General features: G+C 51.3%; 14 protein-coding genes and 1 pseudogene. 8 read left to right on the top strand and 7 right to left on the bottom strand.

The features are described 5' to 3' along the window. Window positions 1–127: 127 nt before the first annotated feature. The 3 genes from ridA to pyrB form a co-directional block, all read right to left on the bottom strand. A complete protein-coding gene (gene ridA, locus LCF41_RS01870; RefSeq protein ID WP_224556680.1) occupies window positions 128–514 on the bottom strand; it encodes a 2-iminobutanoate/2-iminopropanoate deaminase in 387 nt (128 codons plus the stop codon). 220 nt (window positions 515–734) lie between these two features. Next, window positions 735–1,199, bottom strand: coding sequence for an aspartate carbamoyltransferase regulatory subunit (gene pyrI, locus LCF41_RS01875; protein WP_225086649.1), 465 nt, complete (start codon window positions 1,197–1,199; stop codon window positions 735–737). Between the two features lie 15 nt (window positions 1,200–1,214). Further along, complete coding sequence (gene pyrB, locus LCF41_RS01880; RefSeq protein ID WP_225086650.1) at window positions 1,215–2,150, bottom strand: aspartate carbamoyltransferase; 936 nt, start codon at window positions 2,148–2,150, stop codon at window positions 1,215–1,217. A gap of 522 nt (window positions 2,151–2,672) precedes the next feature. Between pyrB and LCF41_RS01885 the strand changes: the two genes are divergently transcribed. Further along, window positions 2,673–3,140 (top strand): NanQ anomerase/TabA/YiaL family protein, encoded by a 468-nt coding sequence (locus LCF41_RS01885; RefSeq protein WP_225086651.1) that lies wholly within the window; start codon window positions 2,673–2,675, stop codon window positions 3,138–3,140. Between the two features lie 187 nt (window positions 3,141–3,327). Here LCF41_RS01885 and LCF41_RS01890 read toward each other — a convergent pair whose 3' ends face one another. Beyond that, on the bottom strand, window positions 3,328–4,791 hold the full coding sequence (locus LCF41_RS01890; protein WP_225086652.1) for an MFS transporter: 1,464 nt from the start codon (window positions 4,789–4,791) through the stop codon (window positions 3,328–3,330). Window positions 4,792–4,908: 117 nt separating this feature from the next. Between LCF41_RS01890 and LCF41_RS01895 the strand changes: the two genes are divergently transcribed. Continuing rightward, window positions 4,909–5,952 carry a helix-turn-helix domain-containing protein gene (locus LCF41_RS01895; RefSeq protein WP_225086653.1) on the top strand — a complete coding sequence of 348 codons (1,044 nt, stop codon included), beginning with the start codon at window positions 4,909–4,911 and terminating at the stop codon, window positions 5,950–5,952. 76 nt (window positions 5,953–6,028) lie between these two features. Here the strand turns inward: LCF41_RS01895 and argF are convergent, their stop codons facing one another. Together argF and argL are read right to left on the bottom strand one after the other, a co-directional pair. Next, window positions 6,029–7,036 carry an ornithine carbamoyltransferase gene (gene argF / locus LCF41_RS01900; protein WP_225086654.1) on the bottom strand — a complete coding sequence of 336 codons (1,008 nt, stop codon included), beginning with the start codon at window positions 7,034–7,036 and terminating at the stop codon, window positions 6,029–6,031. A 22-nt stretch (window positions 7,037–7,058) separates the two neighbouring features. After that, window positions 7,059–7,106 (bottom strand): annotated as a pseudogene (argL, locus tag LCF41_RS22390) (putative translational regulatory protein ArgL); the annotation flags it as partial. Between the two features lie 91 nt (window positions 7,107–7,197). On the opposite strand from argL, the gene rraB reads away from it, so the two are divergent. Then, window positions 7,198–7,623 carry a ribonuclease E inhibitor RraB gene (gene rraB, locus LCF41_RS01905; protein WP_012773090.1) on the top strand — a complete coding sequence of 142 codons (426 nt, stop codon included), beginning with the start codon at window positions 7,198–7,200 and terminating at the stop codon, window positions 7,621–7,623. Between the two features lie 108 nt (window positions 7,624–7,731). Here rraB and LCF41_RS01910 read toward each other — a convergent pair whose 3' ends face one another. After that, a complete protein-coding gene (locus tag LCF41_RS01910; protein WP_225086655.1) occupies window positions 7,732–8,235 on the bottom strand; it encodes a GNAT family N-acetyltransferase in 504 nt (167 codons plus the stop codon). 421 nt (window positions 8,236–8,656) lie between these two features. On the opposite strand from LCF41_RS01910, the gene LCF41_RS01915 reads away from it, so the two are divergent. The 5 genes from LCF41_RS01915 (at window position 8,657) to LCF41_RS01935 (ending at window position 16,167) form a co-directional block, all read left to right on the top strand. Continuing rightward, a complete protein-coding gene (locus tag LCF41_RS01915) occupies window positions 8,657–9,838 on the top strand; it encodes a YjgN family protein (RefSeq protein ID WP_225086656.1) in 1,182 nt (393 codons plus the stop codon). 16 nt (window positions 9,839–9,854) lie between these two features. Next, a complete protein-coding gene (locus LCF41_RS01920) occupies window positions 9,855–10,892 on the top strand; it encodes a M48 family metallopeptidase (RefSeq protein ID WP_225086657.1) in 1,038 nt (345 codons plus the stop codon). A gap of 342 nt (window positions 10,893–11,234) precedes the next feature. Continuing rightward, on the top strand, window positions 11,235–12,314 hold the full coding sequence (locus LCF41_RS01925) for an alpha/beta fold hydrolase (protein ID WP_225086658.1): 1,080 nt from the start codon (window positions 11,235–11,237) through the stop codon (window positions 12,312–12,314). A gap of 201 nt (window positions 12,315–12,515) precedes the next feature. Continuing rightward, entirely contained in the window at window positions 12,516–14,135 is a 1,620-nt protein-coding gene (locus LCF41_RS01930) for a methyl-accepting chemotaxis protein (protein ID WP_225086659.1), read from the top strand. A 379-nt stretch (window positions 14,136–14,514) separates the two neighbouring features. Continuing rightward, a complete protein-coding gene (locus LCF41_RS01935) occupies window positions 14,515–16,167 on the top strand; it encodes a ShlB/FhaC/HecB family hemolysin secretion/activation protein (protein ID WP_225086660.1) in 1,653 nt (550 codons plus the stop codon). Window positions 16,168–16,170: the final 3 nt, after the last annotated feature.

The raw sequence follows: 16,170 nt of genomic DNA on the forward strand, positions 1-16,170 counted from the left end.
GATTTTTTCCTCTAATTGGTGCGTAGCAAGGAAAGTCTGCACTGAGGAGGGAGAATAAAGACGCTAAAAATCAGCAAGACGCAGCCATAATGGTGCGTCTTGAGAAGAGAACGATCAATGATGGTGCTTAGCGACGAACGGCGATCGCTTCGATTTCGATCTTCACGTCTTTTGGCAGGCGTGCAACTTCAACGCAAGAGCGAGCTGGGAACGGGGCATCGTGCTCGTTGAAGAAGGCTTCATAGGCGGTATTCACCAGAGTGAAGTCGTGCAGGTCTTTCACGAATACCGTGGTTTTCACGATATCGGAAACTTTCAGGCCAGCGGCTTCCACAATCGCCTGTACGTTTTCCAGTGACTGGCGCGTCTGAGCGGTGATGTTATCTGCTACCAGACCGCTTTTCGGGTTCACCGGAATCTGGCCGGACGTGATGATCATGCTGCCGAGGTCAACGCCCTGAACATAGGGGCCGATGGCGGCAGGGGCGTGCTCAGTGCTGATAATGCGTGACATGGTATCTCCTTGATGGGGGCGTAAAAGGAACGCGGACGTAGAATGCCAGCCACTCAAGCATGGATTTAGGGGAAACACGGTGATGAGGTTCCCGTAGGGATGCCTCACGCCGTGGTCGCCCCAGTATCTCGATCCTTAAATGATCGGCATTACGCGGACGCAGCCATTATTCAAAAAAGCCCCGCCGCAGGCAATGTTCATCGCGGGGCAAAGCAGAAAACTAACGATCTTGCAGCACGGCCTGACGCTCAAACTCTTTTTCGCAGTACTTACACTTCAGATGAACGTCGCCGTCGCGCTGTTTAACGCTGAACGACGAGGAGACCGGTTCGCTGCGGCTGATGCAGTTGCTGTTCGGGCAGGTGAGCACGCCAGTAATATGCTCTGGCAGCGTCGGCACCAGCTTGCGCACGACGTCATAGTCATCAATCTGATTGACGGTCGCCTGTGGTGCGTAGATCGCCAGCTGATTCGCCTGTTGTTCGGTCAGGAAGACGTTTTCGATCTTGATCAAATCTTTGCGCCCAAGGTGGTTGGACGGCAAGTTCAGGCCGATGGTGATGCGCTGGTCTGTCGCGGTGAGTTTAAACAGCGTTAGCAGTTTAAAACCCACCTGCGCGGGAATGTGGTCGATCACCGTGCCACGTTTGATCGCTTCAACCTGTAATTTATTATCGTGTGTCATGATGGTTTCTTCCTCTTACAGAACCAGTTCGCGATTCAGGACCAGCGCCAGCAGCGCCTGACGGGCGTAAATACCGTTGCCTGCCTGCTGGAAATAATAGGCGTAGGGCGTGGCATCTACATCAATGGTGATCTCATCGACGCGCGGCAGCGGGTGCAGCACTTTCAAATTCGAGCGAGCGCTGTGCAGGTCGGCTGCGCGCAGGACAAACTGGGATTTGATGTTGATGTACTCGGACGGATCCAGACGCTCTTTCTGCACGCGTGTCATGTACAGGATATCCAGCTCGCCGACGACTTCGTCGATGCTGTTGTGCAGGCTGTAAGCAATATTTTTCTCTTTCAGCATACTCAGAATGTAGTCTGGCATCGCCAGTGCGTCCGGGGCGATGAAGTAGAAGCGGTTGCCTTCAAACTTCGCCAGCGCCTGCGTGAGTGAATGCACGGTGCGGCCGTATTTCAAATCACCGACCATCGCGATATTGATGTTGTTCAGCCGCCCCTGCGTTTCCTGAATGGTGAACAAATCGAGCAGCGTCTGCGTGGGGTGCTGGTTCGCGCCGTCGCCAGCGTTCAGTACCGGAATACCGTTGGAGAACTCGGTCGCAAGGCGGGAAGCGCCTTCCTGCGGGTGACGCATCACGATGGCATCCACATATTGGCCGATCACGGAAATAGTATCGGCCAGCGTTTCGCCCTTTTTCCCCAGCGACGTGTTGTTGCTGTCGGCGAAGCCGACGACGGAGGCGCCGAGGCGATGCATCGCGGTTTCAAAAGACAAACGCGTCCGGGTGGAGGCCTCGAAGAAACAGCTGGCAATCACTTTATGCTTTAACAGCTCAGGCTGAGGCTTGGCTTTCAGGCTGGCGGCGACACGCAGCGTCAGTTCCAAATCTTCCCGACTGAGGTCGTTAATCGAAATAATATGTTTTTGATAGAGCGGATTGACCATGGTGTCTTTCTCCTCACGAGTAAACAGGAAATATCGTATCTGGCTGCCCGAGCTGTCGGCAAAAAAATGCCTGAACGCGTTTTGATGCCACAAAACGATGCCCTGAAAGGGCGCCGTCGTGGACGATAGGGCACAAAAAAAAGCCCCTCATTGAGGGGCTTTCTTAATGGAATGATTGAGCAACGGAAAGGAAAACGCTGGCTGGCTGCCGGATGGCAGTTGTGGTTGAGAACCAACATAAGCAGCGGATTTTTTGGTGTAACAGTACATGACCCCTCCCGGCAAACTGTCGGGAATTATACGCGCCGACTAGGCTATTTCAAGCAGAAAACGTGGTTTTTTACGCATCGCAATCGGTTGCGGATAGGGTGTGGTATGCATAACGCTTGCAGGTGGAAGACGGTCGATGGGGAAGAGTGATGGGCAGTTCACTTTTTCGTATTAACGCGCTGGCGGGCGTCACATTTGGAGAGTATAAGGATTATAAAACAGAGTTTCATTTTTTCTATTAACGAGGTTTTTATGATTACTGGCAATGTCCACCACCTTGAACTGGTTCCTTATCTGCCTGCCAAACTGCGTGAAGCGATTGAATACGTGAAGCAAAATATTACGGCAGATACGCCGCTGGGCAAGCATGATATTGAGGGCAACAGCGTGTTTGTGCTGATCTCCAACGACAGCACCGATCTGCTGGAAAAACGCCGCGCTGAGTATCATGCCAAATATCTGGACATTCAGATTGTGCTGTCCGGTGTGGAAGGAATGACGTTCAGTAATCTGCCTGCGGGCAAGCCGGATACCGATTGGCTGGCGGATAAAGACATTGCCTTCCTGCCAGCGGGCGAGCAGGAAAAACAGTTTGTGATGCAGGAAGGGGATTTTGTCGTCTTCTTCCCAGGGGAAGTGCACAAACCGCTGTGTGCCGTTGGTGAACCCGCGCACGTGCGCAAAGCCGTGGTGAAAATCGACGCATCGCTGGTGAGGTAAAAGCGCCGGGAAGACGATTGGGTCTGCAAGGCTGAACCGATCTGAATGCATGGCAACGAAGGGTTTATCGTTGTGGCATGTCCCTCTAAAAACTGCGCCTTTTGAGTCATCAGGGCGCAGTTTTTATTGTTTATTTACAATTCGTTATTGTGCAAGGCGGGATGTAGCGGTGGCTAACGTTGCCACATTATTCTTCGCGCTTAACCCTGACGGCGAATTTGAAATTGAACAATAAGTGGCTCAGGAGCGCCAGCACCCAAACGCCTCCCGCACCGTATAACAGAATACAGCCGAATCCTTCTGCCAACGCTCTCGATGCCACCTCTGTGGTGAGCGTCATGACTTCCCCACCTCCGGCAATGCGTTCTGCGAGTGCATCAATATCCTCTGACACGACCCCCTTCAAGCCCTCGGCTACTCCCGCAACCAGTAAATTTCCCATCAATGCGATGTTTATCGAAAGCGTAATCAACCGTGCGCTGATATCAATGCCAGAAGCCATTCCTGCCCGATCGCCCGAGACGGAACCCGTCGTCGTGTTGGTCACCGGCGTATTGATTAGACCGAGGGCTGCTCCCGCCAGCAGCGCGCCCGGAAGTAGGCTCAGATGATGTGCGGCGGCGAATGTCATCAGCATAAAACCGGTACCAATGGTGAATAGCCCTATCGGAATGACGCGCGCAGCACCAAAGCGCACCACCAGTTTTTCGCCGAGAGGCGGCATTATCAGGGTCGGTAAGGTATAAGCCAGCAACGCGAGCCCGGTCGCGAGGCTGCTGTATCCCAGCCCGCTCTGATAATAGACGGGGAGGTAAATCATCAGCGGCCAGAAGCTGAAATTCATCCCCATCGAGCCCATGAGCGCACCGGAAAAGGGGCGAATGCGGAATACAGAAAAATCAAACATGGGATACGGATGGCGTTTCTCCACCCAGATAAATAGCCCCGCGCTCAGTACCGTAAACCGCAGGATAATACGTGCGGCAAGGCTGTCCCACCCCAAACTGCTACCCTGTGTAATGAGGTAGGTTGCGCCCATGACCATGCTCGACAGCGTAACAATGCCACTGAGGTCGAGTTTTTTAACCGCGTTGTCACGAGATTCCACCACATTTTTCAACGTCAGAATCAGCGTCAGTAAGGCGATAAAACCGTGAACCAGAAACACCCACTGCCAGCTTAGCCAGGCAACCAATACACCGCCGATCATCGGCCCGAACCCCAGCCCAAATCCAAACGTAATCCCCCAGGCCGCAAAAGCACGACTGCGTGGTGCCCCTTGTGGAAACTGGAACGAGAGAATGGCAATCAGGCAGGTCAGCATTGCCCCACCGCTCAATCCCTGAAGAGAGCGCCCGACGATCAGCCACTGCGGGCTTTCCGCTAGCCCACACATGACCGAGGTTAGCCCGAACGCGATGATGCTGATGATAAAGACACGTTTACGACCGTAGCGATCCGCCAGCGTGCCGGTCGCCATCAGTACCGTCGTGCAGGCCAACGTATAGGCATTCATAATCCACTGCAATTCCCTGAAACTGGCCTGCATCTCTTTTTCCAGCACGGGTAAAATGACCGGCACGCTGGAAATCTCCAGCCCTGACATGAGTGCAGCCAGACAGACCGCCATCAGTGCCAACATATTCTTCATACTCAATTCCTGCAAAACGTTAAGAGGTAGCTAGCATGGAAGATTGAGGTCGTGGTGGAAATCCACGCTGATGCCATGTATCGTCAAGATCGTGCCAAAATCAGCGGTAATTCTGTTATGAACATAACCCCCCAATGTTTGCCTCCTGACCGTCCTCCTGCTCCGATAAACCGGCGACTGGTGCTGTTGGCGTATGAATGTCTGTGTACATTTGAATTTGGAATTGCGGTCGAAGCATTCGGACGCACCGATGAGGTATTGGGTGAACCGCTGTATGACCTGTCTGTTGCTTCAGTGGAAGACGGCCCTTTTGGTGCGCAAGGCGGTGTGCGGATCGTGGTTGATGGCGGGCTGGAATTGCTCGAAGGCGCGGGGACTATCGTCATTCCTGGCTGGCGTAGCGTTCACGATACGGCATCAGAACGGCTCATTGCGGCGCTGCAAAAGGCGCATCGCAACGGTTCGCGTATTGTGTCAATTTGCGCAGGGAGCTTTGTGCTCGGTGCTGCGGGTTTATTGGATGGTAAACGTGCTACCGCGCATTGGAACAGCACGGATATTCTGGCGCAAAGGTTTCCTAACGTGCAGGTCGAGCACTGCATGATTTACGTCGATGAAGGTAGCGTGATTACCTCTGCGGGGGGCGCTGCGGGTGTTGATTTGTGTCTGCATCTGATCCGACGTGATTACGGAATCGATGTCGCCAATCGTACTGCACGCCGTATGGTCACACCGCCACTGCGTGAAGGCAATCAGGCGCAGCTTCTCCAACAGCCTGTCCCGTTACGTCGGGCGAAAACGCTCGCGCCGCTGCTCGACGATTTGCGCAGTCATCTGAAAATGCCATTGGTGATTGAGAAACTCGCTGCGCAGGTCGGTATGAGTCGCCGCACGTTCTTGCGCCGTTTCCACGATGCTACGGGCACAACGCCGGGCGAATGGATGCTGAGTGTGCGATTGGAGAAGGCCTGTGCGCTGTTGGAAAACGACAGGCTGAGCATCGATCGTGTGGCAGAACAAGCGGGTTTCGGCTCGCCCGAAACGCTGCGACATCATTTTCGACAACGGCTTAACACGACGCCGACGCGCTGGCGAAAAGCGTTTAGAGACCGAATGAACAGCACGCTACCCACCGGGGATGAGCATACTAAGAGCGATTAACGTCAGGGAAAGGAAAAGCACTCCCCGGACAGGCTCCGAGGAGTGGAGTAAAGGCACGAAGGATTGGCCGTGTGCGTTAATCCTGCACCAGCGTGGCGACCATCACCGCTTTGATGGTGTGCATGCGGTTTTCCGCCTGATCGAACACGATGCTGTGCGCGGATTCAAAGACCTCATCCGTGACTTCCATTCCACCGTGCAGACCATACTGTTCCGCCATTTGTTGGCCCATCGTCGTCTGATCGTCGTGGAAAGCGGGCAGGCAGTGCAGGAACTTCACCTGCGGATTACCCGTCGCGGCGATCATCGCCATGTTTACCTGATAGGGTTTCAGCAGTGCGATACGCTCCTGCCAGGTTTCTTTCGGTTCCCCCATGGACACCCAGACATCGGTATAAATGAAATCTGCGCCCGCGACGCCAGCGGCGATATCTTCCGTCAGCGTGATGCTGCCGCCGGTTTGTTCTGCCGCAGCCTGACACTCCGCTACCAGGCCGGCATCCGGCCAGCAGGCTTTTGGCGCGACAAGGCGTAAATCCAGCCCCGTCAGTGCCGCCGCTTCCAGCATGGTGTTGCCCATATTGTTGCGCGCATCGCCCACGTAAACGAGCGTCATCTCCGACAGCGGTTTACCCGGCAAATGCTCCTGCATCGTCAGCAGATCCGCCAGTAGCTGCGTAGGGTGGAATTCGTTCGTCAGCCCGTTCCAGACTGGCACGCCAGCGTATTGCGCCAGCGTTTCGACAATCTGTTGACCGTAGCCGCGATATTGAATGCCGTCGTACATTCTTCCCAGTACGCGAGCCGTATCCTTGATGGATTCTTTATGGCCGATTTGGCTGCCGCTTGGGCCGAGATAGGTCACTTGCGCGCCCTGATCGTATGCAGCAACTTCGAAAGAGCAGCGAGTACGAGTCGAATCTTTTTCGAAGATGAGTGCGATGTTTTTACCTTGCAGGCGGCGGACTTCTGTCCCGTTTTTTTTATCGGCTTTCAGTTTCGTTGACAGGGCTAAAAGATTGGCAATCTCTGCGGGTGTAAAATCCATTAACCTTAAAAAATGACGCTTATAGAACGGTTGCATGATGTACATCTCCATGTGGCTCAACACCATTGGTTGAATTAAAATTCACTTTATATGTGTAATTATTCAAATTCAAGTGGTGATATCAAACTTTGTGGTGGAGCAAGCCGCAGGGCTGTGGGACAATAAGCACTATTACGTCGATTAATGAGGACTGAGGCATGGCAAACCGCGAATTACTGGAAGAGCAACGGGAAGAGACACGCCTGATCATCGAAGAACTGCTGGATGACGGCAGCGATCCTGACGCGCTCTATACCATTGAACACCATTTCTCTGCTGAGAAGTTTGAAGTGTTGGAAAAAGTCGCTGTAGAAGCCTTCAAACTGGGCTACGAAGTGACGGATGCGGAAGAGTTGGAAGTTGAAGATGGTGTGTTGCTGATGTGCTGTGATGCCATCAGCGAAGTTGCGCTAAATGCGGAACTGATCGACGCACAGGTAGAACAACTGCTGGCACTGGCGGAACGCCACGGCGTAAATTACGACGGTTGGGGCACCTACTTCGAAGATCCCGATGGTGAAGGCGAAGAAGACGGGGATGATGAAGATTTTTATGACGAAGACGATGACGGCAAACGTCATTAATTATTAAGTCATTAATCTCGAAGAACAGGCCTCACTGAATGCCGCAGGAACACCCTGCGGCGTTTTTTATTCGGCATCACAGCGCCGTATTACCGTACTTTCAGCTTTTTACAGCACCTTCAGCATCGTCACTTCACAATCGGTGTGGCCCGTGTTGCCCATTGCATGTGGAATCGACTCGAAACCCAGCGATTCATACAGCCGGATCGCGCTGGTTAGGTGGCCGGTTGTTTCCAGATAGCAGCGGCGAAAGCCGTGCTGACGTGCAAAATCAAGCGCCTGTATCGCTAACTGACGCGCCAATCCTTTGCCGCGCGCGACGGGCAGGAAATACATTTTCTGCAATTCACACACATCGTCTTCACCCGCGACCAATGGCGCAATGCCGCCGCCGCCAACCACGCTGCCTTCGTATTCAATCACCCAGTAGGCACTTTGCGGCTGACTATATAAGGCAAACAACGCGTCCAGATTAGGATCGGAAACGGTGTAGCCTTTATCGGCCGTCAAACCAAATTCGGCGGAAACCTGACGAATGACCTGAGCGATAGCGGCATCGTCTCGCGCGGTGATGGGGCGTACCTGAAGATTGGCGGAGGTCGCGGTTGTCATAATACGTACTCTTGCTCTTACGGTTTACGAGGGGAATGTTCCTGATCGATTGTAATACCATTTCAGGCCACATTGATGCAACGTCTATACCCGTTCTTCCTGCTGTTCTTCGAGTGGTATCTATGGCGATGTTGATACCCTATCCATACTAACATACCAGTATTTTCTACTGTTAAAGCCATACCATGACATCCGAGAACTCGAATTATCTAAGATATAAGTAAAATTTCCTGCAATATCTCAGGATATAAATATTTAGCCGCACTATTTCCTTAGGTTTTATAAGACTATTCGGTTGTTTAATTACTGTTAACTTTTATTGTTGTCGTTAACAAGACGTGCTTAAATAAGCCGCTTTTTTGTATGCCAGTAACGCTTTTAAGCGCTTTATTAGGCTTATTTCTTTTAGGATGAAAGGTCTATGACTATCAATACTTCAGAAAATAACACGCAGCATCGCGTGAAATTTCATGGTAAGGCTGGGGAATATTTTGCAATTTGGTTGGTGAATGCGTTATTAACGGCCATCACTCTGGGTATTTATTCTGCCTGGGCTACCGTACGCCGCCGTCGTTATTTTTACGGTAACACGGAAATTAACGGTGACCGTTTTGATTACCACGCGCAACCCATTCAGATTCTCAAAGGACGTTTGCTGGTTATCGCCGGTATTATTCTGTTTTATATTGTGATGATGATGTCACCCGCGCTGGGTACTATTATCGCGCTGGCATTTGCGGCACTGATTCCAGTTATTGTGATTCGCAATTGGCGTTATGACGCCATTATGTCCAGCTACCGCGGTATCCGTTTTAACTATCACTGCCAGACTGGCCGCGCGTATTGGGTGTTGCTGCTTTGTCCGATTCTGCTGCTGCTGGCTTTTTATGCCGTGTTGGCTGTAGCACTGCTGATTGGCTCGCAGAGCGATAGCCCGATTCTGATTGGATTCATTGTGCTGGCAGTGGCTATTCCGGGGTTTGCTGCGGTGAATGGCATCATGAAAATGATGCAGCTTGATTTCTATGTTAATAACCTGTTCTTCGGCAAAACCGCGTTTAAAGCGGAGTTGACGAAAGCGGCGTTTATTAAATTCGCCCTGATTAGCCTGCTGATTTTTGTTCCTTTCCTGATCGCATCGCTGTCATTCATGAGCTCCTTCTTTTTCACGCTGTTCCAAACGATTATGATGGGCGGCGGAAATGAAGATCTCGTATTGATGATGCTGCTGAGCAACGTCTTCAATATGGTCATGATGTTCGTCGTGGCGCTGCTGGGCGTGCTGGTTTCTAGCAGCTATCTGGTGGTCGCACAGCGTAATTATCTGTTTAGCCAGACGTCGCTGAATGGCGGTGTGAAACTGCACTCTTCCATGCAAACGCTGTCTTACATGGGTCTGCTGATAACAAATAGCCTGATCACTATTTTCTCTTTGGGCTGGGCAGCACCGGTGGCAGAGATTCGTCATGCACGCTATATCGCCAATGCGACGGCGGTGGAAGGCGATCTCGAATTGCTGCACGTTCAGGCACATCAGGACACAGCAAACAGCGCACTGGCTGAAGAAGCCGTGCAAGCGCTTGATTTGGGTGTTGGCCTGTAAGTTATAAGGCAGGAATATGAATATTGAGGGGCATTATCAATACCCCGGATTGGCGGCCCGCGTGGCCGCTTCTCTTCATTTAATGGACAACGGTTCGATGATGGTGTTGAACACCGGATCATCGAGCACGACATTTGCGCTGGAACAGGTCACGGTTTCCGATGCGCTGGGCTCCATCCCTCTGACACTCACGTTTCCTGACGGCGGCCGCTTTGTGCCTGCCGACGATCCTGCATTTCGCGCATGGTATTCCGCGCGCCGTCGCCCAGGGTTGGTTCACCGACTGGAACGCCATAAACGTGGCGTCATTCTCACGTTATTCGCCTCGATATTGATGGTGATAAACTATGTTTACGTGGTGTTGCCGTGGGCGAGCGCCGCGCTGGCGCTACGCATTCCAACTGCTATCGAACAGCAGTTGGGACAAAACACGCTGAAACTGTTACGGCACAGTGATTTTGCGCCTTCCAAGCTGCCTATTGAGTGCCAGCAAGCTATGCAAATGCTGTTTCAGCAGGTTATGCCGCCTGATATGCGGGAAGATAAAACGCCGCTGCATCTGGAGATCATGTCTGCGCCGATCGGGCCGAATGCCTTTATGCTGGCGGATGGCACACTGATTCTCAGTGACGATCTGGTGAGGCTGGCAAAAAATGACAACGAGCTGGCCGCGGTGATGTTGCATGAGATGGGGCATCACGCCTACCGCCACCCAATGCGTATGGTCGTGCGGTCATCGTTGGTATCGCTGACGTTCATGTGGATGACGGGAGATGTCAGTGGTGTGGGGGATACCTTGTTGCAGTCGGCCGCTTTCATCAACGAGATGCAATTCTCCCGTGATATGGAACGGGAAGCCGATGCGTGGGCAATCGCAGAAATGCAGCAGCAAGGGCGTTCGCTACAGTCGATGCAGGCGATGTATCAGGCTCTGGTCGCTAACGATCGCAGTCATGATGAAGTGGAATCGCTGGATTTGCCTGACTGGTTAAGCACGCATCCTGATATGGATGAGCGGCTGAAAACGATTGAAAGAGAGATGAATAAGCACTAAGTCGCCGTTTTCGACTCTCAACCCTGAACGGACTCCAGCCTTATGTCAATCGTGTGCGGTGCCACCGTGCACGATCCTTTCCTTGTGATCAATCCGAGCAAGCAATACGCGATGCCCTGTTTTTATGCGCATCTGTTTCAGTCTGAAAGCATGGTAAAACGCTTAGGCAGGAATGCGTTAAATATCATCCTATTAAAAACTTCATGTAGAATCTTTCGTAATAAATAAAAAATTCAGAGAATAATCTCTTTTTATTATTAGTCCGCTTATGTTTATTGGGATTTTTCCTAATAGACATTAGAATCGCTGCTTCGCGACTTCATGATTACCGAAGAGTTATTTATGATTAATCGAATACTATCAGGGGTGGTGGGCGCATTTCTGTTAATGCTGTCACCATTAACGCATGCACAGGCCAATTTCCCAGAGCCCAAAGAAGGCGACTGGATTGCGCCGGAATTTACCTTCAACAGTGGCGAAAAATTAAAAGATCTGCGTATTCACTATTACACGATCGGTGATAAAACCAAGCCCGCTGTCTTATTGCTACATGGAACGAACCAACCGATTAAAGCGCTGCTCGCCAATGGCTTTGGCGGAGAGCTGTTCGGGCCGGGTCAGGCGCTGGATAGCAGCAAATATTTTATTATCATGCCGGAGAGCATTGGTTCTGGAAAGTCGTCCAAACCGTCAGATGGTCTGCGGATGAAATTCCCGCAGTACGACTATAACGACATGGTGCAGGCACAGTATCGCTTGGTCAAAGAAGGCTTAGGTATTAACCACCTACGGCTGGTGATGGGATATTCCATGGGGGGCATGCAAACCTGGCTCTGGGGTGAAAAATACCCGGACATGATGGATGCGCTGGTGCCAATGGCGTCGCTGCCAAATGAACTGTCTGGTCGTAACTGGATGATGCGTCGCATTCTGATTGAATCCATCAAGAACGATCCGACCTGGAATAATGGTGATTACACACAACAGCCGCCAACGCTGAAAACGGCCAGCATTATGTTTAGTATCGCCACCACCGGCGGCACGCTGGCATACCAGAGCAAGGCACCAACGCGTGCACAGGCGGATAAACTGGTTGAAGATCGCCTTGCTGCCCCTTCGAATAGCGATGCGAATGACTTTATTTATATCTGGGGTTCGTCTGCAAATTATAATGCGGCACCGGAACTAAATAAAATTAAGGCGCCTGTTTTGGTGATTAACTCTGCGGATGACGAGCGTAATCCTGTTGAAACAGGCATCCTGGATAATGAGCTGAAGAAAATTAAGCAGGCGACATTGTTCCTTATTCCCGCCAGTAAAGATACCAGTGGGCATGGCACAATGATGTCAGCGAAGTTTTATAAAGATGAATTGCAACGTTTCTTAGAAAAGAATCCGTCTCAAAAAAATAATAAAAAATAAATCTTAATGACCGACAGAAAATTTACTTCTGTCGGTCATCGTCTTCTTTATACGTTTCTTTATTACGGTTTTATAACGTATTTATTTCAGCTCGTGGATTTAACACGTCTGGAAATATAACGACCATTACGTAAATAACTGAACGGCTCCGCTGTAGAGCTGGCGCTCACCCTCTCTTATTTCAGACCACAGGGACAATTTATGTTTCGTAAGATAAAGATCCGTACTGCACTCAGCATGATGGTGTTTTCGTTAGCGGCGTTACTGCTTTTTGTCGGCGTTCTGGGGCTGGTTGCCGTTCAGTCAGGAAACAAATCATTTGCTCGTGTCGATATGGAAGTGCTACCAGGGCTGGTCGCGCTGAATGACAGCTCTGAACTGCTGTTGCGTGGCCGATTGGATTTGCGTCTGTACGAATCATTAATGGGGAAAGGGGATGTTGAGGCGGCTAAAGTAGCGCTGGGACGTGCCAGAACCAAAGTCGATGGCGCTAGCGAAAAATGGCAGGAATACCTGAAATATCCGCAGTCCGAAGAAGAGAAAGTGATTTCTGCGGATATGGCTGAGAAACGCAATACGCTGATGCAGGACTTTATCGATCCGGCATTTGCGGCGCTTAACGCGGGAAATCTGGATGAATATCGCCAGCGTGCCGGGAAATCAACGGTGCTGTATGCCGCGTTTGATAAATCTTCTAAAGCGCTGGTGGCCTTTAAGCTAAAGAGTATTGATGAAGCCTATGCGGATTCAAATGGGCGTGTGAATCTGATGGAAGGCATCCTGTATGCGGCGATCGCGTGTGCATTGCTGCTGGCGGTACTGGCCTGGTCTGTCATGACCAATATGATCGTGAAACCGCTGAATCAGGCTATTTCCGTCTTTGATCGCATTGCTGAAGGCGACCTGCGTGCGCAGATTGATAGCAGCGGAAAAAATGAGATCGCACATCTGTTTGCCGCGGTTCAACGTATGCGTGATGGGCTGGAAAACATGGTACGTGTGGTGCGTAACGGTACCGATGCGATCAGTGTCGGGGTTGAGGAAATCGCCTCCGGCAACATCGATCTCTCCAGCCGTACCGAGCAACAGGCGGCCTCACTGGATGAAACGGCTTCAAGTATGGAGCAGATCATGTCAACGGTGAAAAACAATGAAGACAACACGCGTAAAGCCAACGATCTGGCGCTGAAAGCCTCTAATTCTGCGTCTCGCGGCGGGAATGTCGTCTCTGAAGTGGTGGATACCATGCGTTCCATCAAGCAGAGCTCTGCCAAGATCTCCGATATTGTTGGCGTGATTGATGGTATCGCCTTCCAGACTAACCTGCTGGCGCTGAATGCCGCGGTGGAATCGGCGCGTGCGGGTCAATACGGTAAAGGCTTTGCGGTGGTAGCATCTGAGGTACGGATGCTGGCGGCACGCAGCGCGACGGCAGCGAAAGAGATCGGCACCATGATTGATGATTCTCTCAGCCGTATTGAAAAGGGGGCGGGTCTGGTTGAAGTGGCCGGCAACACCATGGACGAAGTGCTGATGGATGTGAAAAAAGTGGTCGATATTATGGATGAGATCACGTTGGCCTCCAGCGAGCAGAGCCGCGGCATTTCGCAGATCAATATCGCCATCAATCAGATGGATGGGGTGACGCAGCAGAACGCATCATTGGTATCAGAAGTGGCAACCTCGGCGAATGCGCTTCAGGAACAAGTGGTTAATCTGCAACAGTCCGTTTCCCGTTTCCAGATCGCAAGAGAAAACATGGAGATGGATAACGTTCTGCCCGCCTTGCGTCAGAACATTGCATTGGCAGATGCCCGCTAATCGCTAACTGATATAAGAGTCTGTTTTCACTACCCTATTTCGGGAGTGAAAACAGACGGTAAATCCATAAAAACCGCACACCAACACGATTTACAGCCTGCTGCTGAAGCCCATTCGCACGCTTCACTCATCCGTTAATTTTCATGCTTCTCTGCGAATTTGCGCTAAGGTCGAATAAGACTGTTCCCATTCCTAATCTTTTTATCTGATATGAAAATGTAACTAATTATTTGCATATTCAGGTTTGTCCATCATGACAAGGAATGTTTGTTCTGTTTTTTTATCATTTAAAATCAATGAAATAAAAAAACACTCATTAAAAGATACGGCATTATTTCGTGCTCTACTCTTCACGTTGCCTTTACCTTTCTTTGCAGTCATGGCGAATGCCGCGACGCCAGCCGAGCTTCAACAACTGGAACAGCGGCAAATCAATCAGCAACAAATTAACCAGCAGGAACGGCAGCGGGCGCAAGAACGACAGTTAGCGCCTCAGGTGCCAGATGTGCGTCTGCAAGAACCTGGCGCGTTCCTGACAAAGTTACATTTTCCCGTGGAAATGACGCCCTGTTTCCCTATTAAAAAGGTTGAGTTACAGGGGACAGAAGATTTCCCCAGTTGGCTACCGTTGCAGCGTCTGGCCGATCAGGCGGTAAACCAGTGTGTGGGTGGGAAAGGCATTAATCTGTTGATGAGTGCGTTGCAAAATCGTCTGGTTAACCACGGTTATGTGACTGCCCGTGTATTAGCACCCTCACAAGATCTGAAAAGCGGTACGCTGAAGCTGGTGGTGATGGCGGGCAAAGTCGGCAACATTACGCTGTCGCCAGACAGCGATCGCTATATTCAACTTTATAGCGCATTACCTGTACGTGAGGGCAAACTGCTCGATTTACGTGATATTGAGCAGGGGCTGGAGAATTTGCAGCGCGTGCCGACAGCACAGGCTGATATGCAACTGGTACCGGGAGAGAAGCCAGGAGAAAGCGACATCGTCGTGAGTTATAAACAAGCGAAGCACTGGCGTCTCGGAGCATCAGTGGATGATTCCGGCACCAAAAGCACAGGGCGCTATCAAGGGGGCCTGACGCTTTTCCTCGATAACCCATTCTCACTGAGTGACACACTTTATCTCTACGGCGGACACGATCTACAAGGGCTTGGTAGCAAAGGCAGCAAGAGCTACGTCGCACATTATTCTGTGCCATTTGGTTACTGGCAGGCTGGCATGACCGCCAGCGGTTACGACTATCACCAGACGATTGCGGGATTAAACGAAAACTATACCTACAGTGGTGAAAGCGAGAGCCTCAACTTTCAGCTTAGCCGGGTATTGCACCGCAGCGGCAGTCAGAAAACGTCGGTCAGCTATGAAGTCATGACGCGCGAATCACGTAACTTCATTAATGATACTGAAATTGAGGTGCAACGTCGGCAAACGGCGGGATGGCGTCTGGGCTTACAGCACCGTCACTATATTTCTCAGGCCACGTTGGATGCCGCCGTCAGCTATCAGCGTGGCACCCGCTGGTTCGGTGCGCAGCCCATTCCTGAAGAAGCTAATGATGAAGGAACCGGGCTGTCAAAAATCATTCAGTTTTCCTCCGAGCTGGATGTGCCATTTGCGGTGTTTGATGAAGCGTTCCGCTACAACGTGCAATACCGCCGCCAGCTCGCTAACACTCGTCTGACAGCACAGGATCAGTTCTCCATCGGTAACCGCTGGACGGTACGCGGCTTTGACGGTGAGCTCACGCTCAGCGCCGATGATGGCTGGCTGGTGCGCAATGAGCTGGCCTGGCGCACGCCGCTCCAGAATCAGGAACTGTATCTGGGCGTAGATTACGGTGAGATCAGTAACAACAGTAAAGACACGCTAATTGGTAACCATCTGGCAGGTGGCGTAATTGGAGTACGTGGCAACGTACTGAATACGGGCTATGACTTGTTTGCTGGCATTCCGCTTTCCAAGCCTGATGGCTTTGAAACCAGCCCGGCAGTATTCGGCTTTAGCCTGAATTGGCAGTACTGACGT

Source organism: Pectobacterium colocasium, assembly GCF_020181655.1.
GTDB classification, from domain to species: Bacteria; Pseudomonadota; Gammaproteobacteria; order Enterobacterales; family Enterobacteriaceae; genus Pectobacterium; species Pectobacterium colocasium.